The 20,214-nt window shown below is 71.3% G+C and carries 16 protein-coding genes and 1 pseudogene; 4 read left to right on the forward strand and 13 right to left on the reverse strand.

Going from position 1 to position 20,214, the window contains the following annotated elements:
• Nucleotides 1-19 precede the first annotated feature (19 nt).
• The 4 genes from IG84_RS0130510 to IG84_RS0130525 are packed head-to-tail and all read right to left on the reverse strand — an operon-like array spanning nucleotide 20 to nucleotide 4,408.
• A complete protein-coding gene (locus IG84_RS0130510) occupies nucleotides 20-853 on the reverse strand; it encodes a carbohydrate ABC transporter permease (RefSeq protein ID WP_031064146.1) in 834 nt (277 codons plus the stop codon).
• Nucleotides 850-1,941 (reverse strand): carbohydrate ABC transporter permease, encoded by a 1,092-nt coding sequence (locus tag IG84_RS0130515; RefSeq protein WP_078649580.1) that lies wholly within the window; start codon nucleotides 1,939-1,941, stop codon nucleotides 850-852. Before IG84_RS0130515 ends, IG84_RS0130510 begins: the two co-directional genes overlap by 4 nt.
• A gap of 11 nt (nucleotides 1,942-1,952) precedes the next feature.
• Nucleotides 1,953-3,263, reverse strand: a complete 1,311-nt coding sequence (locus IG84_RS0130520) for an ABC transporter substrate-binding protein (protein ID WP_031064152.1) — start codon at nucleotides 3,261-3,263, stop codon at nucleotides 1,953-1,955.
• Nucleotides 3,264-3,301: 38 nt separating this feature from the next.
• Nucleotides 3,302-4,408: an ABC transporter ATP-binding protein gene (locus IG84_RS0130525; RefSeq protein ID WP_031064155.1), complete on the reverse strand. Its 1,107-nt coding sequence runs from the start codon at nucleotides 4,406-4,408 to the stop codon at nucleotides 3,302-3,304.
• A 398-nt stretch (nucleotides 4,409-4,806) separates the two neighbouring features.
• On the opposite strand from IG84_RS0130525, the gene IG84_RS0130530 reads away from it, so the two are divergent.
• Entirely contained in the window at nucleotides 4,807-5,871 is a 1,065-nt protein-coding gene (locus tag IG84_RS0130530) for a LacI family DNA-binding transcriptional regulator (protein ID WP_342668476.1), read from the forward strand.
• A gap of 25 nt (nucleotides 5,872-5,896) precedes the next feature.
• Here IG84_RS0130530 and IG84_RS0130535 read toward each other — a convergent pair whose 3' ends face one another.
• Together IG84_RS0130535 and IG84_RS38360 are read right to left on the reverse strand one after the other, a co-directional pair.
• Nucleotides 5,897-6,394, reverse strand: a complete 498-nt coding sequence (locus tag IG84_RS0130535; RefSeq protein ID WP_030250687.1) for a glycosyltransferase family protein — start codon at nucleotides 6,392-6,394, stop codon at nucleotides 5,897-5,899.
• Nucleotides 6,395-6,499: 105 nt separating this feature from the next.
• A pseudogene (locus IG84_RS38360) lies at nucleotides 6,500-9,429 on the reverse strand (helix-turn-helix transcriptional regulator).
• Nucleotides 9,430-9,708: 279 nt separating this feature from the next.
• On the opposite strand from IG84_RS38360, the gene IG84_RS0130545 reads away from it, so the two are divergent.
• A complete protein-coding gene (locus IG84_RS0130545) occupies nucleotides 9,709-10,851 on the forward strand; it encodes an isoafricanol synthase (protein ID WP_063761876.1) in 1,143 nt (380 codons plus the stop codon).
• Between the two features lie 44 nt (nucleotides 10,852-10,895).
• Nucleotides 10,896-11,618, forward strand: coding sequence for a leucine-rich repeat domain-containing protein (locus tag IG84_RS0130550; protein ID WP_031064165.1), 723 nt, complete (start codon nucleotides 10,896-10,898; stop codon nucleotides 11,616-11,618).
• Between the two features lie 51 nt (nucleotides 11,619-11,669).
• Here IG84_RS0130550 and IG84_RS0130555 read toward each other — a convergent pair whose 3' ends face one another.
• The 5 genes from IG84_RS0130555 to IG84_RS0130575 form a co-directional block, all read right to left on the reverse strand.
• Nucleotides 11,670-11,912: a DUF397 domain-containing protein gene (locus IG84_RS0130555; protein WP_031064166.1), complete on the reverse strand. Its 243-nt coding sequence runs from the start codon at nucleotides 11,910-11,912 to the stop codon at nucleotides 11,670-11,672.
• A gap of 111 nt (nucleotides 11,913-12,023) precedes the next feature.
• The gene (locus tag IG84_RS0130560) at nucleotides 12,024-13,190 is read right to left on the reverse strand and encodes a thiolase domain-containing protein (protein WP_031064167.1); all 1,167 of its coding nucleotides are present in this window, start codon (nucleotides 13,188-13,190) and stop codon (nucleotides 12,024-12,026) included.
• 7 nt (nucleotides 13,191-13,197) lie between these two features.
• Entirely contained in the window at nucleotides 13,198-14,238 is a 1,041-nt protein-coding gene (locus IG84_RS0130565; RefSeq protein ID WP_031064168.1) for a thiolase domain-containing protein, read from the reverse strand.
• Complete coding sequence (locus tag IG84_RS0130570) at nucleotides 14,238-15,185, reverse strand: Zn-ribbon domain-containing OB-fold protein (RefSeq protein ID WP_031064169.1); 948 nt, start codon at nucleotides 15,183-15,185, stop codon at nucleotides 14,238-14,240. Before IG84_RS0130570 ends, IG84_RS0130565 begins: the two co-directional genes overlap by 1 nt.
• A gap of 33 nt (nucleotides 15,186-15,218) precedes the next feature.
• Complete coding sequence (locus tag IG84_RS0130575; RefSeq protein WP_031064170.1) at nucleotides 15,219-16,019, reverse strand: crotonase/enoyl-CoA hydratase family protein; 801 nt, start codon at nucleotides 16,017-16,019, stop codon at nucleotides 15,219-15,221.
• Between the two features lie 164 nt (nucleotides 16,020-16,183).
• Between IG84_RS0130575 and IG84_RS0130580 the strand changes: the two genes are divergently transcribed.
• A complete protein-coding gene (locus IG84_RS0130580) occupies nucleotides 16,184-17,803 on the forward strand; it encodes an acyl-CoA synthetase (RefSeq protein ID WP_031064172.1) in 1,620 nt (539 codons plus the stop codon).
• Here the strand turns inward: IG84_RS0130580 and IG84_RS0130585 are convergent.
• Together IG84_RS0130585 and pdxA are read right to left on the reverse strand one after the other, a co-directional pair.
• A complete protein-coding gene (locus IG84_RS0130585) occupies nucleotides 17,767-19,101 on the reverse strand; it encodes an MFS transporter (protein WP_051862651.1) in 1,335 nt (444 codons plus the stop codon). The two genes, IG84_RS0130580 and IG84_RS0130585, sit on opposite strands and share 37 nt — an antisense overlap.
• On the reverse strand, nucleotides 19,098-20,168 hold the full coding sequence (pdxA, locus tag IG84_RS0130590) for a 4-hydroxythreonine-4-phosphate dehydrogenase PdxA (RefSeq protein ID WP_031064177.1): 1,071 nt from the start codon (nucleotides 20,166-20,168) through the stop codon (nucleotides 19,098-19,100). The genes IG84_RS0130585 and pdxA overlap by 4 nt, the downstream gene beginning before the upstream one ends.
• Between the last annotated feature and the right edge of the window lie 46 nt (nucleotides 20,169-20,214).

Consider the following 20,214-nt stretch of genomic DNA (forward strand, 5'->3'; position numbering starts at 1 on the left):
AATGATGTGGAGAACGGGGTTACTTGGCCGCACCGGCGGTCAGGCCGGCGACGATCCGGCGCTGGAACAGCAGCACCATGATCACGAGGGGGACGGTGACGAGGACGCCGGCCGCCATCTGGCTGCCGAACGGCGTCTCGAACTGGCTCGCCCCGGAGAACTTGGAGATGGCCACCGGCGCGGTCTGCATCTCCGGCTTGTTCGTCATCGTCAGGGCGATGAGGAATTCGTTCCAGGCCGCGATGAAGGTGATGATCGCGGTGGTGAACATGCCGGGCGCGGCCAGCGGGATGATGATCCTGCGGAACGCCTGGCCGCGCGTACAGCCGTCGACCATGGCCGCCTGCTCCAGCTCCTGCGGCATCTGCCGGAAGAACGCGGTGAGGTTCCAGACCGCGAGCGGCAGGGTGAAGGACATGCTGGGCACGATCATCGCCTGGTAGGTGTTGATCCAGCCGAAGCCGACGAACATCTTCAGCAGCGGCACCACGATCGAGACCACGGGGAACATCGAGGTGGCGATGATCAGGGTGAGCACCAGCCGCTTGAGCCGGAACTCCAGCCGGGCCATCGCGTACGCGGTGAAGGTGGCCAGGATCAGCGCGAGGACGGTGGTGATGCCGGCGACGACGATGCTGTTGAGCAGCGCCCGGGTGAATGCCTGCGACGGGTCGAGGACCGCGAGGTAGTTCTCGAAGGAGAGGTGGGTCGGGAGCGGCGAGTTCTCGAAGATGTCCGAGGTACGCCGCAGGCTGGAGACCAGCATCCAGTAGAACGGTGCCAGGCAGTAGGCGACGACCGCGGCGACCCCCGCGTACAGCAGCCACTTGCGCCAGTTCAGTGAGAGGGTCATGCCGCCACCTCCGCGGGACGACGCACGGGCAGCCACCGGCGGCGGCGCTTGGGTGCCGCGTCGTCGTCGCCGACGACATTGGCGCCCAGCAGCCGGACGAAGGCCAGCGCGATGAGGAACACGTAGAGGAAGAGGATCACCGCGTAGGCGGCGGCCGGGCCGAACCGCACGTTCGCGGCCTGGTCCTGGGCGAGCATGGACAGCGTCTCCACCGACTCTTTCTGCGCGCCGATGAGGATGTACGGCAGGTCGAACATCCGCAGTGCGTCCAGCGTCCGGAAGAGCACGGCCACCATCAGGGCGGGCTTGACCAGCGGCAGGGTGATGCTCCAGAACTGGCGTACCGCGCCGGCCCCGTCGATTTTTGCCGCCTCGTAGACCTCCTTGTTGATCACTTGGAGGCCGGCGAGTACGAGCAGGCCGATGAAGGGCGCGGTCTTCCATACGTCGGCGATGATGACGGCGACCTTGGCGTGGAACCCCTCGGTGGTCCACAGGACCTGCTGCCCGATGAGGGCGTTGGCGATGCCGTTGCTGTTGAAGATCCAGCGCCACAGCAGACCGGTCACGGCGGTGGGGATGGCCCACGGGACCAGGATGGAGGCCCGTACGAGTGCGCGGCCCTGGAACGCGCGGTTCATGATCAGCGCCATGGCCACGCCGATCACCGTTTCCATGCCGACCGTGGTGACGGTCAGGAACGAGGTGTTCCAGAAGGCGTTCCAGAAGCGCTCGCCGGCCGCACCGAAGATGTCGGTGTAATTCTGCGCCCCCACGAACGGGTCGGTCTCATTGACGAAGCCGGTCTTCGGGTTGAGGCCCGGCGTGCCGAACAGCGAGTCCTTCAGTGCCACGATCGTCGGGTAGAGGACGACGATCGTCAGCACCAGCAGCGTCGGGGAGACCAGCAGGGCCGCGAGCCGGCCCGAGCCGGCGGTCGCCCTGGGCTTGCGGCGCCGGCGCGCGGCCGAGGCGGGCGGCACGGCGGAGGAGCCGCGCGCACTCCCTCGCGCAACGCCGTACACGCGGCCCGCGGTGTCGTCGTGCCGGCCCTCGGCGGATCCGGGCGGGTTGTGTGTCTTCACCATGACGGTTCTCCTTAATCCGCCGCCGGCTGCCGCTGAAGGTCCTTCTGGAGGTCCTTCAGTGCCTGGTCGGTGCTCTTGCTGCCGGTCATGGCGGCATAGGTCTCCCGCTGGATCGCCGCGGTGACATCGCCGTACTCGAAGACGCGGGGTCGCGGTACGGCGTGCAGGATCGACTGCTTGAGGATGGGGAGGTACGGATACTGCTCGACCAGTTTCGGGTCCTTGTAGAGCGCCTCGTAGGTCGGCGCGGCCGGCGCGGAGGCCAGCGTCAACCGCTGGTTCTCCGCACTGGTGAAGAACTTCATGAAGTCGATCGCAGTGGCCTTGTTCTTCGCCGAGGCCGACAGGGCCACGTTGTGGCCGCCGAGGCTGGAGGCTCCGGGGCCGCTCAGTCCCGGCAGCGGCGCGGCGGAGAACTTGCCCACGATCTTGCTGGAGCCGTCCTTCTTGCTCGCGAGCGGATACATGTACGGCCAGTTCCGTTCGAAGATCAGCTTCCCGGCCTGGAAGGCCCGGCGGCCGTCCTCCTCCTGGTAGGTGACGGCGTCCTTCGGGATCGTGCCGTCCTTGAGGGAGCCGACCAGGAAGTCCAGGCCCTTCTTCGCCTGCGGGCTGTCCACATGCGGCTTGCCCTTCGCGTCGGTGACGACACCGCCCGCGGAGTTCACGGCCTCGGCGAAGTTCACCGTCAGCCCCTCGTACTTCTGGAACTGCCCGGCGTAACAGGACATGCCCTTGGCCTCGGGCAGCTTCTTCACCTTGGCGCAGTCACTCTTCATCTGAACCCAGGTGGCCGGCGGCTTGTCGATGCCGGCCTTCTTGAGCAGATCGGTGCGGTAGTAGAGCATGCCGCCGTCCGAGGTCCACGGGAGCGCGTACAGACCGCCGCGGTACTTCCCCGTCTCCACGATCGGCTTCAGCATCTTCTGCAACGGAAACCCGTCAGCAGGCAGCCGGTCGATCCACCGATGAGCCGCGAACTCCGAGGTCCACACGGCGTCGAGGGACAGCACCGTATAGGCATCGGACTTCGTCTGCGCATTCTGGATCATCTGCTGGCGCTGCGCGTCGGGGTCCGTGGGCAACTGGATGAAGGTGACCTTCTCCTTCGGGTGGAGCTTGTTCCAGCGGTCGATCGTCGGCTGGACCACGCCGCTGGGATCCTTGCCCGCGGCATACGTGATGGGGCCTCGGCCTTCGAACGAGGCGGACTGCCCGGCGGGGGCCTCCGTGCCGCCGCCCGCGCCGCAGGCGGCGAGCGCCGCGAGCGCCACGGCAGCAGCGCCCGAGCTCTGCAGCGCCCTGGTGGTTCTGGTCTTCACTGTCTCTCCTGGTCGTACGGAACCGATGCGACTGCCGCTCACCCGACGGACAAACGCTCTCCGGTCCTGGCCGAGAAGAAGTACGCACCACCCGGCCGGATGCGCAGGGTGATCTGCTGCCCCTTGGCGGGCGGCGTGCGCGGGTTGACGCGGGCGACGACATCGGCGCCGGTCGCGGTGGCGTTCTCGCCCTGGAGGGTCCCGTACGCGTACGCCTCGGAGCCGAGCTCTTCCACCATGGTCACGGACATCCCCAGACCCGGCTCGCCGGGCGCGACACGCTCCAGCGCCTCGGGGCGGAAGCCGACCGTGACGGTGCCGCTCGCCTCGTCGGCCACCGCGGCGATGACGCTGCGGGGCAGCGGCAGATGCGTCCCGCCGAGCCGGACGCCGTCGCCCTCGATGCGGGCTTCGGTGAGATTCATGGTGGGCGAGCCGATGAAACCCGCGACGAAGACGTTGGCGGGCTCGTCGTAGAGGGCGCGCGGGGCCGCGCACTGCTGGAGGAGTCCGTCCTTGAGCACGGCGACCCGGTCGCCCATGGTCATGGCCTCGACCTGGTCGTGGGTGACGTACACGGTCGTCGTGCCGAGGCGGCGCTGCAGGGCCGCGATCTGCGTACGTGTCTGGGTGCGCAGCTTGGCGTCGAGGTTGGACAGCGGTTCGTCCATCAGGAAGACCTGCGGCTCGCGGACGATGGCGCGGCCCATGGCGACACGCTGGCGCTGGCCGCCGGAGAGCGCCTTGGGCTTGCGCTCCAGGTACGGCTCCAGATCGAGGATCTTCGCCGCCTCCTGTACGCGGCGGCGGATCTCGTCCTTCGGGGCGCCTGCGACCTTGAGGGCGAAGCCCATGTTGTCGCCGACGCTCATGTGCGGGTAGAGCGCGTAGTTCTGGAACACCATGGCGATATCCCGATCCTTGGGCGGCAGATGCGTCACGTCGCGGTCGCCGATGCGGATGACGCCGTCGTCGACGTCCTCCAGGCCGGCGAGCATCCGCAGGGACGTGGACTTGCCGCAGCCGGACGGGCCGACCAGGACCAGGAACTCGCCGTCGGCGATGTCCAGGTGGAGTGCGTCGACCGCCGGGCGGTCGTTGCCCGGGTAGCGCCGAGTGACCTTCTCAAAACTTACAGTAGTCATGCGGGATCTCATCCCTTCACCGGCGGGGACGGCCGGGAGCACGGGCGGGGAGATGGCGGCGATCTCGAAAAATCGAGCCGTGATTGCGCTGTCTCTGCCATCGCACTTAACGAATCCGCAGGTCAAAGCTCCGGAGGTTCACTCCGAGCGGCTTGCTTCAACCTCGCCGAGACAACGCTTTCAAGCAAGCTAGGAGCTCACCCAGCGGAAGTCAATGCGTTACGTCCCAGTAATCCACCGGCCAGCAAAGCTGCAGCGTGCAGCTTTTACAGCAGGAATGCGGAGGCCGGTCCATCAGGAGGACCGCGCACGACCCAGTAGCAGACGCTGTCACGGCAGCCGTGACAGCGCTGTCACGATCCTCCACGAGACCGTGCACGCTGTGCTAGCGTCCGCTCATGCCACCAGCTCAACGGCACCCCACGATGGCCGACGTCGCCGAACGGGCCGGGGTCTCCGCATCCACCGTCTCGCGCACCCTGCGCGGTATGTCGACCGTCTCGCCGGAAGTCCGCGTCCGGGTCGAACAAGCCGCCCGCGAACTGAACTTCGCGATCTCCCGGCAGGCGTCCAGCCTCGTGACCGGCAAGACCGGGGTCGTGGCGGTGCTCGCGCCCACGCTCAACTCGTGGTTCATCGGCTCGGCGCTGTCCAGCCTGGGGCCCGTACTGCGCGCCGCGGGCATGGAGTTGCTCGTCTACGTCACGCCCGACATGACCGAGCGCGCCGCCTTCTTCGAGCGGCTGCCCGCCCGGCGGAACGCCGACGCGCTGATGGTCTTCTCCTTCAACCTCACCGACGAGGAGACCGCCCGCCTGGACGACCTCCAGATGCCGGTCATCTACGTCAGCCAGCGCGCCGAGTGCCGGCCGAGCGTGTACGTCGACGACGTGGCCGGCGCGCTCAGCGGCACCCGCCATCTGCTCAACCTGGGCCACCGCCGTATCGGCTTCGTCCAGACGATCGGCGCCAGCGGGTTCACCTTCAGCTCCCACGAACGGCTGCTCGGTTACCAGCAGGCGCTCACCGAGGCGGGCATCCCCCTGGACGACGACCTGGTGGTCGCCACGCCGGTCGGCCACAAGCACCGCACCGCGGAGGCGATCGGCCGGCTGCTCAGCCTGCGCGAACCGCCCACCGCCATCTTCGCCGAACAGGACGAGGTCGCCGTCTCGGTGCTCTGGACACTGCGCAGGGCCCGTATCGACGTGCCCGAGCGGATCTCCGTACTGGGCTTCGACGACCATCAGATGGCCGAGTGGTCGGACCTGACCACGATCGCCCAGTCACCGGATGAGCTCGGACGCGCGGCGGGCGAGCTGGCCCGCGCCCTGATCAACGACCCGGAAGCGGACCGGGCTCGGCACATCGTCCTGCCGACCCGGCTGATCCCGCGTGCGACTACGGCACCGCCGCCGGCGGCCGCGCCGGACCCCGCCCGGACAGAGGAGAAACTCCGCTAGCGGTCCCGGCAGACACCCGCGTGGCTCAGCCCTGCTGGAACATCTCCGCCGGCAGGGGCTTCAGGAGCGCGTACAGGTCGTCGGTGATCGGGCGGTCCCAGCTCGCGATCGTGACCAGCACGCCGTCGCTGCGGTCGAACTGCACACAGGAGACGCGGCCCTCGGAGCACTTGATGCGCTTGACGATCAGCAGGTTGTCGTCGTGCATGACCGGGAGGTCCTCGGTCTCCACGACCGTGACCTCCTCGTCGTGCTCCAGCGCGTCCAGGAGCTGCGCCACCTCGAAGGGCACCTCGCCCTCGCCGAGCTCGCGCGCCGGGGAGCCCTCCGGGAGGTTACCGATGATCATCGCGGGGCCGCGGCCGCCGAAGAGGTCGTAGCGCAGGAAGACGCCCTGGCAGCTGCCGTCGGGGGCGGGCAGCAGACCGGCGCCGAGATTGCCCGGCCAGTCACCGGGATCCATGGCGAGCACATCGAAATCGGGCCCTGCGGGCGCGGCGCTACGGCGGCGGAGGAACGACATACAGCCATCGTACGTGGCCCGCCCGGTCACCTTCCTGCGGTACCGCGCCGCCGCCGGACCGCAATCCCCGGCCCACCGCCGTGGGGCCGGGGCAGGCACAGGCTCTTACCCCTCCGGCGCCGCGGGCGGCCGCAGGACGGCGGTCGCGCCCTCGCTCCCCAGGAGCCGCGCCAGGCCGTTACGGTCCGTGCCCATCTTGCGGTAGACGCCGGACAGCAGCCGGCTGACGTCCGGAGGCTGCGTGCCCAGCTCCACGGCGATGCGGTCCTTGGTCCAGCCCTGCACGACCCACTCGGCCACCGCCCGCTCCTGAGTGGTGAGCGTGTCCGTGCCTGCGCTGCGCAGCTGGAGGGGGCGCAGCCCGGCGGCGGACAGCTCGTCGCGAGCGCGCGCCACCAGCGACTCGGCGCCGCAGTGCAGGGCGCTGTCCAGGCCGCGGTACAGCCGGTCGGCGGCGTCCTGCGGCAGGCCGGCGCGGCGCCGTGCTCGACGAGCGCCAGGGCCAGCTCATAGGCGGACGGGGAGCGCTCGAAGTGGCGGACCGCCTCGGCGAACAGCTTCATGCCCTCCGCGCCGCCGGTCACCTCGGCCTTGCAGAACAGCGCCTGCCCGATGGCGGACTCGGTACCGAAGTCCCGGGCGCGCTGCAGCGCTTCGTCGGCGAGCGCGATCGCCCTGGGCCGGTCGGTGAGGGCGATGGCGCGGGCGAGGTGGAGCTGCCAGGGGCACCAGGCGGGGTTGCGCATGGCGCGCGGCTCCAGGCGCCTGCCGACGGCCGTGAGCTGCTGCTCCGCGTCGCGATGCAGGCCGCGGGCGAGCAGCAGCTCGCTGTGGACGGTCTGCGAGTCGGGGTAGACGACGGCGTTCGGGACGACCTCGCCGTAGCTGTACGTGTCGGCCAGCTCCTGGGCCTCGTCCACGCGGCCGCGCGCGAGCAGGATCTCGATGAGGATGCCGATGGCGAACCACTGGGCGGGCACCCGCTGGCCCACCCGGTGCGCGATCCGCAGGCCGCCGTGGACCAGGTCCTCCGCTTCGGCGAGCCGGCCGCGACGGTAACGGATGTAGCCGAGGAGGGTGTACCCGAAGGAGAGGTGGGCGCCGCGCCAGCCCTTGCGCTCGCACTCGGCGATGCCCTGGTGGAACAGCTCCTCGGCGCGGCCGGGCTGGTCGCAGTACATGAAGGTGAGCGCGACGATCACGGGGACCTCGAAGCCCCACTCCTCGTCGGTCCACGGCAGCCCGTCGCCCAGCGCCTGCTCGGCGTAGTACAGCGCCGTCTGCGCGCTCTCGCCGCGCACCATGGCGTCCCAGGCGCGCAGCCCGAGGATGTACCGCTCGGCCATGTCGCGCCCCGTGACGTGGTCGGCGAGCTTGGCGAGCAGCCGGGAGCGGGCGGGCGAGTCCTGCTCGTCGGCGCGGAACGCGTTGTACATGAACTGCTCGGCCTGCATGCGCAGCCGCGTGCGCGCGTTCGTGGCGCGCTGGACCTCGGCGGCGACGACCTGGGCGGCCTCCCCCAGGCGGTCGCTGTGGGCGAGCGCCTGCGCCAGCTTGTACGTGATCGTCTCCCGCAGGGTGGGCTCCAGCTCGTGCTCCTCCAAGGCCGCGCGGAGGTGGTTCACGGTGGTCGCGGGCTCGCTGAGCAGGGAGGAGCAGCCCAGCTCGAACAGGACCCGGGCGCGGTCCTGGAGCGAGGGCGGTTCGCGCAGCGCGCGGGCCAGGCAGCGGCGGGCGGCGTCCGGCGCCCCGGCCCGGAAGTACTCGGCCGCGGCCTCCCGCAGCCGCTGCACGACCCAGTCGTCGTGCTCGGGGTGCATCTCCAGCAGGTGGCGCGCCGCTGCCGTGGCGCCCTGGCCCGCGTCGACGACCGCGGCGGCCGCCTGGCCGTGCAGGGCGACCCGCAGCGCGCCGGGAATGGCCTGGTAGACGGCGCTGGCGACGAGGGGGTGGAAGAAGCGGAGGTTGCCGTTGTCGGACTTGCGGGCCGGGGCGAGGATGCGCGCGGTGCGCAGTTGCTCGAGGACGTCGGCGGCCTGGACGGCGCCGAGGCCCGCGACGTTGGCGGCGAGCGTCGGCGAGACCTCCGTACCGAGCACGGCGGCGGCCCAGGCGAAGCGGACGGCGGCGGTCCCGAGCCGCTCCAGACGCTCGACGAGGCCGCTGTCCTTGATGGCGGTGATCAGGTCGCGGAGCTGGGAGACGTTGGCCTGCTGGGGCTTGATGCCGCGCTCGCGGATCTTGGCGCTCAGCTCGACGACCTCGTAGGGATTGCCGCCCGTGACGGCCCAGCACTCGCGGCAGAACGCCTCGTCGGCGCCCTCTCCCACCATGTGGTTCACCACGCGCTGGACGGCGGTGGGGGTGAGCGGGGTCAGCTCGAAGGGGCGGGAGCCGCTGCGCTCGGCGATCCGGCGCAACGGACCGGCGCCGGCCGGCAGCTCATCGGGGCGGTACCCGACGACGATCAGTATGGGGAGCTCTTCGGCGCGGGCGGCGAACGCGGTGAGCCAGGCGAGGGATTCGGGGTCGGCCCAGTGCGCGTCGTCGAGGATGAGGACGACGGGCGAGAAGTGCACGGCGAAGCGGGTGACGACCCAGTCCAGGCCGTCCCGGACGCCCTGCGGGTCGGGCGAGGCGTCGCCGTCGGCGGCGACCAGCCCGACGGCGGGCGCAACGATGTCGTACCAGGAGCCGAGGATGCGGCGGTGCTCCTCGGGGGACTCGGCGGCGAACACCGGCTGCACGAGCTGGCGTACGACGTGGAAGGCCACCTCCTGCTCCTGCTCACCGCCGCGGGCGAGCAGCACCGTGCAGCCGCGCGCGATGGCGCGCCGGCGAGTCTCCGTGATCAGCGCGGTCTTGCCCATGCCCGGAGGCCCGGCAAAGGCGATCAGGCCGCCCGTACGCACGCCCTCGGCGCCGTCCCCGGAGCCGCACAGGTCGGTCAACATGCCGTCCAGCGCGCTCAGTTCCGTTTCGCGCTCGAGCATCGGCCTGCGCACCCGGCCCGACCGCCCGATCATCTCCGCCATGACCTTCCCCTCCTGCATACAGCGATGAGCCTAGCGCTGACGGGAGCTCCCGGAGCCGTCCTCAGCAACTTTTGACCATGGACCCCTGGAGCGCACCGCACGGCTCCGCGCCGTCCGCGGCGGCACACGGCGCGCGGCCCCCTGCTTGCGCGGGTGGCGCGAGCGGGCGTCGTGCACGAATTCATTGACCGATAAACCTGCTCCCTTCTTGACTCGTTATTGCAGGAGCCCCAGGCTCCCCTGGCTGCGCCACGGGGCGCAGCGCGAAGGAGGCGGACCATGAACGACCCGATCATCGCGGAGGCGGCCCCGCTGCTGCCCGTCCCCCGGCGCGCCGCGCCCCTGAGCGTCCCTTTCCCGGCCCGGCTCAACCCCGGGGTGGAGACGGCCCGCAGGCACACGCTCGGCTGGCTGCACGGGTACGGCATACTCAGCGGGGAGGCGGCGACCGCCGAGTACGACGCGCTGCGGCTGGACCGGCTCATGGCGTACTTCTACCCCGACGCCGACGCCGACGAGTTGGCCCTGGCCACGGATTTCAACGCCTGGTTCTTCCTCTTCGACGACCAGTTCGACGGCCCGCTGGGCCAGTGCCCGGAGGCGGTGGCGCACTTCGTGGACCGGGTGGTGCGCACGATGGACGACGCACCGGACCTGCTGCTGCCCGAAGAGCCCGACAGCCCCCTGGTGGCCGGTTACCGCGACATCTGGCAGCGGATCACCGAGGGCACGCCGCGCGTCTGGCAGCTTCGCTTCAAGGGGCACTGGGAGCGGTACCTCTCCGCGTACCACTGGGAAGCCCAGAACCGTACCCGAAAGGGGGTACTGCCGCTGGAGCAGTACCTCAAGGGGCGGCGCGACTCCATCGGGGTGCAGCCCTGCCTGGACTTCGCGGAGCGCTGCGGCGGTTATGTCCTGCCACGTGAGCTGCACGGCCGACCACCCCTGGCCGAGCTGCGCCGGCTCGCCGCCGAAGCGGTCATCTTCGTCAACGACATCGTGTCCGTGGACAAGGAGCTGGCGGCCGGCGACGTCAACAACAGCGTGATCATCCTGCACCGTTCGACCGGCTGCACGCTGGACCAGGCGGTGCGCCGGATCGCCCGTACGGCGAACGCGCGCGTGGAGCAGTTCCAGGAGCTCACCGGAGTCCTCCCCGCGACGCTCAGGGAGTTGGGCATGCCCGCCGACGTGCACGACCACGTGGCGCACTACGTCGCGAGCATGCGGCATCTGATCAGCGGCAATCTCGTGTGGTCGCGGGAGACCCCGCGCTACGACGACAGCGGCACCGCCGCGGTCCGCAGCCGCCCGTGGGCCGATCTCTTCGCGGCGGCGGACCCGGGAGTACCGGCCGCAGGCCAAAGAGCGCAGGCCGCAGGCCGAGGAGTACCGGTGCCCCGGCCGCCCGTCGAGTCCTGACCGCGCGCCACTGCCGGCGCGCATAAACGATTGGGCCACCCCCTGTGTCCGACGAGTACAACTACTGGAAGGCGGGGCTGGGTTCGGTGCCGGGTGAGGTGTGGGAGGCGTCGCCGGGGCCGCGGGTGCTGATTCTCGCCGACAACGCCCTCACCGAGCTCCCCGACCGCATCGGCGAGCTCACCACGCTGCACACCCTCGACCTCGGGCACAACGCGCTCACCCGGCTGCCCGCCTCGCTCGGGCGGCTGACCGGCCTGTCCCGCTGCCTGTACCTCCACGACAACCGGCTCACTGAACTGCCCGACGCGCTCGGCGGGCTCGCCCGTCTCGGCTACCTCAACGTCGGCGACAACCCGCTGCGCCGCCTCCCGGACGCGCTGGGCGGGCTGGCGGGCCTGCACGAGCTGCGGGCCCAGCGCTGCGCGCTGACCGCCCTGCCGCCCGCGCTCGGCCGGCTCGCCCGGCTGCGGGAGCTGTGGCTGCGCGGCAACAAGCTCACCGCACTGCCCGGCACCTTCGCCGGCCTCCGGGAGCTGCGCGAACTGGAACTGCGCGAGAACGCGCTGTGCGACGTCCCTGCGGCGCTGCGCGGGCTGCCGCTGCTGCGCCGGCTGGACCTGCGCGGCAACCGGCTACGCACGCTCCCCCACTGGCTGTCGGAATGGCCGGCACTGGAGAAGCTGGACCTGCGCTGGAACGCCGTCGAGGACGACGCGCCACCGCTGCGCGCGCTGCGGGCACGCGGGTGCGTGGTCCTCACCTGACCGCCGGCCGGGCACCGCATCGAGGCGTGCCCCGCCGCCGGGCCGACGCCCTCAGGTCAGATCGAACTCGCCGTCGCGGGCGCGGCGTACAAAGCCGCGCCACTCGCCGGGGCCGAAAACAACGGCCGGGCCGTTGGGGCTGCGCCGGTCCCGCATGGCGATGAAGCCGTCGACGAAGGCGATCTGGACGTCGCCCATGCCCTGTCCGCTGGGCTGCCACTGGGCGTGCGTGAGATCCAGTTCGGGCTGCTTCTCGCCGGTGATCCGCTGCTCGGCGGTGGTGCTTTCGGCCACGTTTCCCGCTCCTCACCCGGTCGGCTCCGTCGGTCCGTGCCAGCCTAGCCACCGCACCGGGCGACCGACAGGCCGCAACGGCGCCCCGTACCGCGGCCCGGGCGGGACCGGTCAGCTCGCGGGCGGCTCGGCGCCGACCAGCCACATCGAGAAGAACTGCGAGCCACCGCCGTAGGCGTGCCCCAACGCCCGGCGCGCTCCCGTCACTTGATGTTCGCCCGCCTGTCCACGCACCTGGAGTGCCGCCTCCGCGAAGCGGAGCATCCCCGAGGCGCCGATCGGGTTGGTGGAGAGCACGCCGCCCGAAGGATTCACCGGGAGGTCACCGTCCAGTTCCGTCACGCCGGACTCGGTGAGCTTCCAGCCCCCGCCCTCCTCCGCGAAGCCCAGGTTCTCCAGCCACATCGGCTCGTACCAGCTGAACGGCACATACATCTCGACCACGTCGATCTCCCGGCGCGGGTCGGTGACGCCGGCCTGCCGGTAGACGTCGGCGGCGCAGTCGCGGCCCGCGCGCGGCGAGACGGCGTCCTTGCCCGCGAAGAGCGTCGGTTCGCTGCGCATCGCGCCGCCGTGCACCCAGGCCGGCGGATGCGGCGCGCGCTCGGCACCGGCGCGCCCGGTGAGGACCATCGCGCACGCGCCGTCCGAAGAGGGGCAGGTCTCGGAGTACCGGACGGGGTCCCACAGCATCGGGGACGCCTGCACCTTCTCCAGGGTGAGGTCGTGCTCGTGGAGATGCGCGTACGGGTTCTTGAGCGCGTTGCGGCGGTCCTTGTAGGCGACGAGGGAGCCGACCGTGTCGGGCGCGCCGGTGCGCCGGATGTACGCGCGGACGTGCGGGGCGAAGAAGCCGCCGGCGCCTGCGAGCAGCGGCTGCTGGAAGGGGACGGGCAGGGACAGACCCCACATCGCGTTCGACTCGGACTGCTTCTCGAAGGCGAGGGTGAGGACGGTGCCGTGTACTCGTGCGGCGACGAGGTTGGCTGCTACAAGGGCGGTGGACCCGCCTACGGAGCCGGCGGTGTGCACCCGGAGCATGGGTTTGCCGACGGCGCCGAGCGCGTCGGCGAGGTACAGCTCCGGCATCATCACGCCCTCGAAGAAGTCCGGGGCCTTGCCGATGACGACGGCGTCGATGTCGGCCCAGGTCAGCTCGGCGTCCGCCAGGGCGCGCAGGGCGGCCTCGCGGACGAGCCCGGCGATCGAGACGTCCTTGCGCGCTGCGACGTGCCGGGTCTGGCCGATGCCGACGACGGCCACGGGCTCCTTGCTCATGACGGCCTCACTCCCCTTCCAGGACGGCTACCAGGTTCTGCTGCAGGCACGGGCCGGAGGTGGCGTGCGCGAGGGCGCGCCGGGACGCGCCGCGCTGGATACGGGCGGCCGCTTCGCCGAGCCGGATGAGGCCGGCGGCCATCATCGGGTTGGCGGCGAGCGCGCCGCCCGAGGGGTTGATCGTCACCTCGTCGCCGAGCCGCAGGGCGCGGCGGAGCACGATCTCCTGGGAGGTGAAGGGCGCGTGCAGTTCGGCGGTGTCCACGGGGCGTTCGAACGCCCCGGCGCGTTCGGCGGCGAGCCGGGTGGAGGGGGAGTCGGTGAGGTCGCGGACGCCGAGGGCGTGCGCTTCGATGCGGTGGTCGATGCCGCGTATCCAGGCGGGGCGGTCGCACAGCCTTCGGGCGGAGTCCCCGGCGGCGAGGAGTACGGCGGCGGCGCCGTCCCCGATGGGCGGGCAGTCGCCGCGCCTCAGGGGCGCCACGACGTGCTCGCCCATGGGGTGCTCGCCGCGCAACTGGGCGTGGGGGTTGGCGGCGGCGTCGGTACGGCTGCGGGCGGCGACCCCCGCCAGCGCGCGCTCATCGGTGACGCCCGCGTCGAGCAGGGCCTGCGCCTGGAGGGCGGCGAGCGCCACGGAGTCGGGCCAGAGCGGCGCCATGTAGTACGGGTCGAGCTGGCGGGTGAGGACCTCACGGAGGTCGCCGGGCGAGGACTTGCCGTAGGAGTACACGAGCGCGGTGTCGGCCTCGCCGGTCAGGAGCTTCACCCACGCCTCGTACAGCGCCCAGGCGCCGTCCATCTCCACGTGCGACTCGGCGACCGGCGGCCAGGCTCCCACGCCGTCCAGCGCCATCGTGAAGGAGAAGGCGCGCCCGGCGAGGTAGTCGCTGGAGCCGGAGCAGACGAAGTCGATCTCGCCGGCCTTCAGGGCGGCTCGGCCGAGCACGTCGTTCAGCACCGGCATCAGCATCTCCACCTCGGAGACGGCGGCGCTGTCGGGCACGTGGTCGGACTGTCCGAAGGCGACGATCGCCACCTCTCGCATCAGACCAGCTCCTTGTACGTGTCGTAGTCGGCGTCCGGCTCTCCGGCGGGGCGGTAGTGGTCGGGCCAGCGCTGCCCTTCCTTCCACACGGGCTCGACCCGCATCCCCATCCGGACCTGGTCGTACGGGATGCCGGCGAGGCGGCCGTGGAGGGCGAGCCCTGCGCCGTCGAGGGCGATGTGGGCGTAGACGTAGGGCACTTCGATGTCCAGCCCCTTGGCCTTGATGTTGACGACGCAGTAGGTGGTGACCGTGCCCTTCGGGCCCACCTCGACGCGCTCCCCGGTGGGCACACCGCACGTGGGGCAGGCGCCGCGCGGTGGCACATACACCTTGCGGCACTCGGGGCAGCGCTCGCCCACGATGCGCCGCTCGGCGAGCGCCCGTAGGTGCGCGGTCTGCGCGCGGCCGGGACTGTACGTGTAGTCGAGGCGGGCGGGGAGGGTGACGAGGGAGACGGCGTCGGCGAAGTCGCCGCTGTGCTCTTCCGGCGCGTCCCCGGGGGCGCCGTCGTACGGCTCGAAGCAGGCGATGTCGGTGATGGCCCCGGTACGTTCCGCCGCCCACCGGACGCGGACCCGCATTCCGGTGCTGACGGCCGCCGCCGAGGGCGCGTCCAGTACGTGCAGCAGGGAGCTGCCGGCGCCGTCCAGCCGGACGAGCACCCAGGCGAAGGGCCGGCCGAGAGGGTGCTTGCCGGTGGGGCGCGGGTTCCAGGCCCAGGTGGTGACCGTGCCGGTCTCCGCCACCTGGACCAGCTCGCGCAGCTCCTCAGCGGTGGCCGGGTCGTACTCGACGGGCGGCACCAACACCGTGCCGTCGGTGGTGCGCACTCCGAGGACGGTGCGTTCGCGGAGCCCGGTGAGGAAGGCGCTCTGTACGGGGCCGAGGGAGCGGGTGAAGGGGAATTCGACGACGAGCGGGGCGGAGAGGGTTCCGGTGGTCACGGGCTGCTCCTCATCAGGTGCGCCGGTGGGCGATCAGGCGCGCCGGTAGACGGGCGGGCGCTTCTCGGCGAAGGCTTTCGCGCCTTCCTTGGCGTCGTCGGTGCCGAATACGGGCCAGCCGTGGGCGAGTTCGTGGGCGAGCCCGTCGGTCTCGGTCAGCTCCGCGCTCTCGTACACCGATGCCTTGACCGCCTCTATGGCGAGCGGCCCGCAGGCGTTGATCTGCTCGGCGATCTCCAGGGCCCTGGCGCGGGCGCCGCCGTCGGGCACGACGTGGCCGATCAGCCCGATGCGCTCGGCTTCGTGCGCGCTGTACGGGCGCCCGGTGAGCAGCATCTCCAGGGCGTGGGTGCGCGGGATCTGGCGCTGCAGCCGGACGGTCGAACCGCCCAGGGGGAAGAGTCCGCGCCGCACTTCGAAGAGGCCGAAGGTGGCGCTCTCGCCCGCGACCCGGATGTCGGTGCCCTGCAGGATCTCGGTGCCGCCCGCGACGCAGGGGCCCTCGACGGCGGCGATGACGGGCTTGCGCGGCCGGTGGTGCCGCAGCAGCGCCTTCCAGTGCAGGTCGGGATCGGCCTTCATCCGATCGCGGTGCGTGTCGTCGGCCATGCCGTCGCCGGCCAGCGCTTTGAGGTCCATGCCGGCGCAGAAGACGCCGCCCGCGCCGGTGAGGACGACGGACCGGATGCCGTCGTCGTCATCGGCGGCCAGCCAGCCGTCGTAGAGGCCCACGAGCATGGCGGGCGAGAACGCGTTCTTCGCCTCGGGCCGGTTGAGCGTGAGTATCAGCGTTGCCCCTACGCGCTCGGTGAGCACGTGTTCGGTGCCGCCCATGGGCGTCCTCCCGTCTCCGGAACGAGAACAGGTTGCAGGAGCGCCATCGCGACTTCAAGGGTTTTCTGACACTCAGTCAGTTTTCTTGGCCGCGGCTCTTCCCCCTTCCTCCCCCGGACGCTCTAATGAGCGCCGGACCAGCGGCCGCGCGATCAGGAGGAGACGTGGAGTACAACCTTGCCGACCTCTTCGAGTCGATCGTCGACGCGGTGCCGGACCGCGAGGCGCTGGTGTACGCCGATCACCCGGGCACCGGTGCCGAACGCCGCCTCACCTACGCGCAGTTCGACCGGGTGGCCAACCGCCTCGCCCACCACCTCGCGGACTCCGGCGTACGCCCCGGCGACCACGTCGGCCTGCACCTCTACAACGGCGTCGAGTACCTCCAGACCCTGTACGCCTGCCTGAAGATCCGCGCCGTCCCCGTCAACGTCAACTACCGCTACGTGGAGGAGGAGCTGGTCTACCTCTACCGGGACGCGGACCTGGTGGCGCTGGTCTTCGATGCGGAGTTCACCGGGCGGGTGGCCGCGGCCGCACCCGAAGCGCCGCGTCTGCGGCACCTCGTACGGGCCGGCACGCCGCCCCCGGGGGCCCGCGAGCCGGCCCTCTCCGTGGTGCCGTTCACGGACGCGGAGGCCGCCGGCTCACCCGGCCGCGGATTCGGCCCGCGCAGCGCCGACGACCGCGTCATCATCTACACCGGCGGCACCACCGGCATGCCCAAGGGCGTGGTCTGGCGCCATGAAGACCTGTTCTTCTCCGGGACCGGCGGCGGCGCCCCCACCGGCGAGCCGGTCTCCCGCCCCGAAGAGCTGGCCGAACGGGCCGCCGCGAGCGGCGAGGGCCTGGTCTTCTTCCCCACTCCCCCGCTCATGCACGGCACATCGACGCTCACCGCGCTCATCGGCTTCCACTTCGGTCAGAAAGTGGTCCTGCACCGAAAGTACGTGCCCGAAGAAGTACTCCGGACGATCGAACGCGAACGGGTCACCAGCGTCTCCCTCGTAGGCGACGCGATGCTGCGCCCCCTGACGGACGCCCTCGCGGGCCCCCTCAAGGGCACCGACTGCTCTTCGTTGTTCGCCGTCTCCAGCTCCGGCGCGATCCTCTCCGACACCGTACGCGCGCAGTTCACCGCCCTGGTCCCGCACGCGATGCTGCTGAACAACTTCGGCTCCTCGGAGTCCGGCTTCAACGGCACCGCGACCGACGACGCGGGCCCGGACACCGGCTTCCGGCTGCACGTGAACGGCCGTACAGCGGTGGTCGACCCGGTGACGCACGCCCCGGTGCCGCACGGCGAGCCCGGCCGCCTGGCGCAGCGCGGCCACGTACCGCTGGGCTACTACAACGACCCGGCGAAGACCGCCGAGACGTTCTTCGAGGCGGACGGCGAACGGTGGGTGCTGCTGGGCGACATGGCGACGGTCGACGAGAAGGGTGTCGTCACGGTCCTGGGGCGCGGCTCGCAGTGCATCAACTCCGGTGGCGAGAAGGTGTACCCGGAGGAGGTCGAGCAGGCGCTCAAGGCCCACCCGGACGTGTACGACGCGCTGGTCGCGGGCGTGCCGGACGACCGCTGGGGCAGCCGGGTGGCGGCCGTGGTGGAGCTGCGGCCGGGCGCGGGCCCGGTGGACCTGGCCGCCGTCCAGGCCCACTGCCGCACCCGGCTGGCCAGCTACAAGATCCCCCGCACGGTTGTGGTCACCGACCGCATCCAGCGCTCCCCCGGCGGCAAGGCGGACTACCGCTGGGCGAAGCGGGTGGCGGCGGGGGGCTGACTCTCGAGGGGCGCGGTGGCCACCGGGCGCAGCCCGAAGGTCACCAGCCCGGCGGCCACCGCCAGGAAACCCGCGAGCACCGCGAATCCGGTGAGCTGCGTGCCCGTCACATCGGTCAGCCAGCCGACCAGGTACGGCCCGGCGAAGCCGCCCAGGTTGCCGAGGGCGTTGACCAGCCCCATGGCCACCGCGACCACCTCGAACCGCAGCAGCTCGCCGGGGATGGCCCAGAACGGCCCGTACGGCGCGTACACCGCCACGGCCGTGACGCACAGCAGCACCATCTGCGGGAACCCGCCGTCCACCACCTGGCCGAGCAGCAGCGCGGCGATGCCGGCCACGAGGGGCCCGGCGACCGCGGCACGCCGCCGCCCCGTACGGTCCGACCAGGCGGCGTTGCCGATCATCGCGGCGAGCGCGAGGGCGAACGGAATCGCCGTGAGCAGCCCGACCTCCGTCGACGAGCCCCCGTGCGTCAGCTCCTTGACGACCGACGGCAGCCAGAGACTGAACCCGTAGAAGCCGGTCATCCAGCAGAAGTACACCCCGATCAGCAGCAACACCTGCGGCTTCCGGACCGCCTTCAGATACGAACCGCCGCCCGCCGGCGCGGGCTTGGCGGCCTCGTCGGCGGCCAGCGCGCTCTCCAGATGGGCGGCCTCGGCCCGGGAGATCCAGCGGGCCTGCGCGGGCCGGTCGGCGACGGCGAACCACCACACCAGGGCCCACACCAGCGGCGGCACGCCCTGGAGGAAGAGCACCCACCGCCAGCTCGCGTGGTCGAGCATCAGACCGGACAGCGGAGCCATGATGATCGACGACAGCGGCAGACAGGCCATCCACAGCGCGTTGGCGCGGGCCCGCTCGCGCAGCGGGAACCAGGAGGCGAGCAGGATCAGTACGGCGGGCCACACGCCGCCCTCGAAGAAGCCGAGGGCGAAGCGCGCCGCGTAGAACTGCTCCTTGGTCTGCACGAAGGCGCAGACCATCGCCGCCAGTCCCCAGGCAACCATCAGGATCAGCACGGTCTTCCGTGCGCTCCAGCGCTGCGCCAGTACCGCCGCCGGGATCTGCAGGAAGACGTACCCGAGGAAGAAGATGCCGCTGACCAGGCCCTTGTCGGCATTGGAGAGCCGGAGGTCGCCGTGCATGTACGGCAGTACGACGGAGACGTTGTTCCGGTCCAGGTAGGCCAGCATGTACATGAACGCGGCGACGGGGATCACGTACACCCAGCGCTTGGCGGGGACGTGCACCGGGGCCGTTGCCGGCCCGGGGGCTGGTGCCGGGGCCGTCATGGGCGGGCCCCCGTCCCGTATGCGGCGCGGATCCGGTCGGTGAAGCGGCTGAAGTCCGCGGCGGCGCGGAAGGCGGCGGCCATGGTGCCGGGCGATGCCTTGCCGGTACCGGCGATGTCAAAGGCGGTGCCGTGATCGACGGAGGTGCGCAGGATCGGCAGCCCGACCGTCACGGATACCGTGCCGTCGAAGTCGACGGTCTTGGCGGGGATGTGCCCCTGGTCGTGAAAGTGCGACAGCACGCCGTCGTACCGCCCTGCCAGCCCCTGGTGGAAGACCGAGTCCGCGGGGATCGGCCCGTACACGCCGTGCCCCTCGGCGGCGGCCTTCTCCACGGCGGGCCGCAGCGCGGTGATCTCCTCGTCCCCGAAGTGTCCGCCCTCGCCGCCGTGCGGGTTGATCGCGGCGACGGCGAGCCGGGGCTCGTCGTGCCCGAAGACGCGCAGCGCGGTGAGAGCGTGCCGGATGCTGTCCGCGACCCGCTCCTCGGTGATCTGGTCCAGCGCCTTGCGGAGCGCGACGTGCCGGGTGGTGAAGAAGATCTTCAGCCCGCGCACCACGAACATGGTGTCGAAGTGGGCGGCTCCGGTCAGCTCGCCGAGCATCTCGGTATGCCCCAGGTGCTGCGAACCCGCCGCCCAGATGGCCTCCTTGTTGATCGGCGCGGTGACGATCCCGTCGACCTCGCCGTCCAGCGCCGCACGGGTCGCCGTCTCGATCGCCGCGACGGCCGACCGCCCGGCCTCGGCGCTGACCTCGCCCCACGCCAGGTCCCCGGTGACGATCCCGAGGTCGAGCACGTCGATGCTCCCCGGCTCGAAGCGGGCCTCACCGGGCGCGCCGATCGCGTTGACCCGCACACCGTCCAGCCCGCAGACGGCGAGGGCACGCCGCAGTACGGCGGCGTCCCCGACGGCGATCCCGCGCCCCACGGCCGCGGTCTCCGGATCGGCGAGCGTACGGGCAACGATCTCCGGCCCGATACCGGCGGGATCGCCGAGGGTGACGGCGAGTACGGGGAGGGAGGGGGAGGTGGCGGAGGTGGCGGAATTGGCAGATGCGCTCATGAAGGTGACCTCACAGGTAGGGACGGATGCCTGGCGGATGCCTGAC

The organism is Streptomyces ochraceiscleroticus, assembly GCF_000720485.1.
In the GTDB taxonomy this organism is placed as follows: Bacteria; Actinomycetota; Actinomycetes; order Streptomycetales; family Streptomycetaceae; genus Streptomyces; species Streptomyces ochraceiscleroticus.

Bases quoted from the DNA above. Each gene is read 5' to 3' on its own strand.
- IG84_RS0130575 (WP_031064170.1), bottom strand. From the start codon at position 16,019: ATGGGCGGCACCGAACACGTGCTCACCGAGCGCGTAGGGGCAACGCTG.
- IG84_RS0130510 (WP_031064146.1), bottom strand. From the start codon at position 853: ATGACCCTCTCACTGAACTGGCGCAAGTGGCTGCTGTACGCGGGGGTC.
- IG84_RS0130545 (WP_063761876.1), top strand. From the start codon at position 9,709: ATGAACGACCCGATCATCGCGGAGGCGGCCCCGCTGCTGCCCGTCCCC.
- IG84_RS0130535 (WP_030250687.1), bottom strand. From the start codon at position 6,394: ATGTCGTTCCTCCGCCGCCGTAGCGCCGCGCCCGCAGGGCCCGATTTC.
- IG84_RS0130530 (WP_342668476.1), top strand. From the start codon at position 4,807: ATGCCACCAGCTCAACGGCACCCCACGATGGCCGACGTCGCCGAACGG.
- IG84_RS0130565 (WP_031064168.1), bottom strand. From the start codon at position 14,238: ATGCGAGAGGTGGCGATCGTCGCCTTCGGACAGTCCGACCACGTGCCC.
- IG84_RS0130525 (WP_031064155.1), bottom strand. From the start codon at position 4,408: ATGACTACTGTAAGTTTTGAGAAGGTCACTCGGCGCTACCCGGGCAAC.
- IG84_RS0130585 (WP_051862651.1), bottom strand. From the start codon at position 19,101: ATGACGGCCCCGGCACCAGCCCCCGGGCCGGCAACGGCCCCGGTGCAC.
- IG84_RS0130560 (WP_031064167.1), bottom strand. From the start codon at position 13,190: ATGAGCAAGGAGCCCGTGGCCGTCGTCGGCATCGGCCAGACCCGGCAC.
- pdxA (WP_031064177.1), bottom strand. From the start codon at position 20,168: ATGAGCGCATCTGCCAATTCCGCCACCTCCGCCACCTCCCCCTCCCTC.
- IG84_RS0130515 (WP_078649580.1), bottom strand. From the start codon at position 1,941: ATGGTGAAGACACACAACCCGCCCGGATCCGCCGAGGGCCGGCACGAC.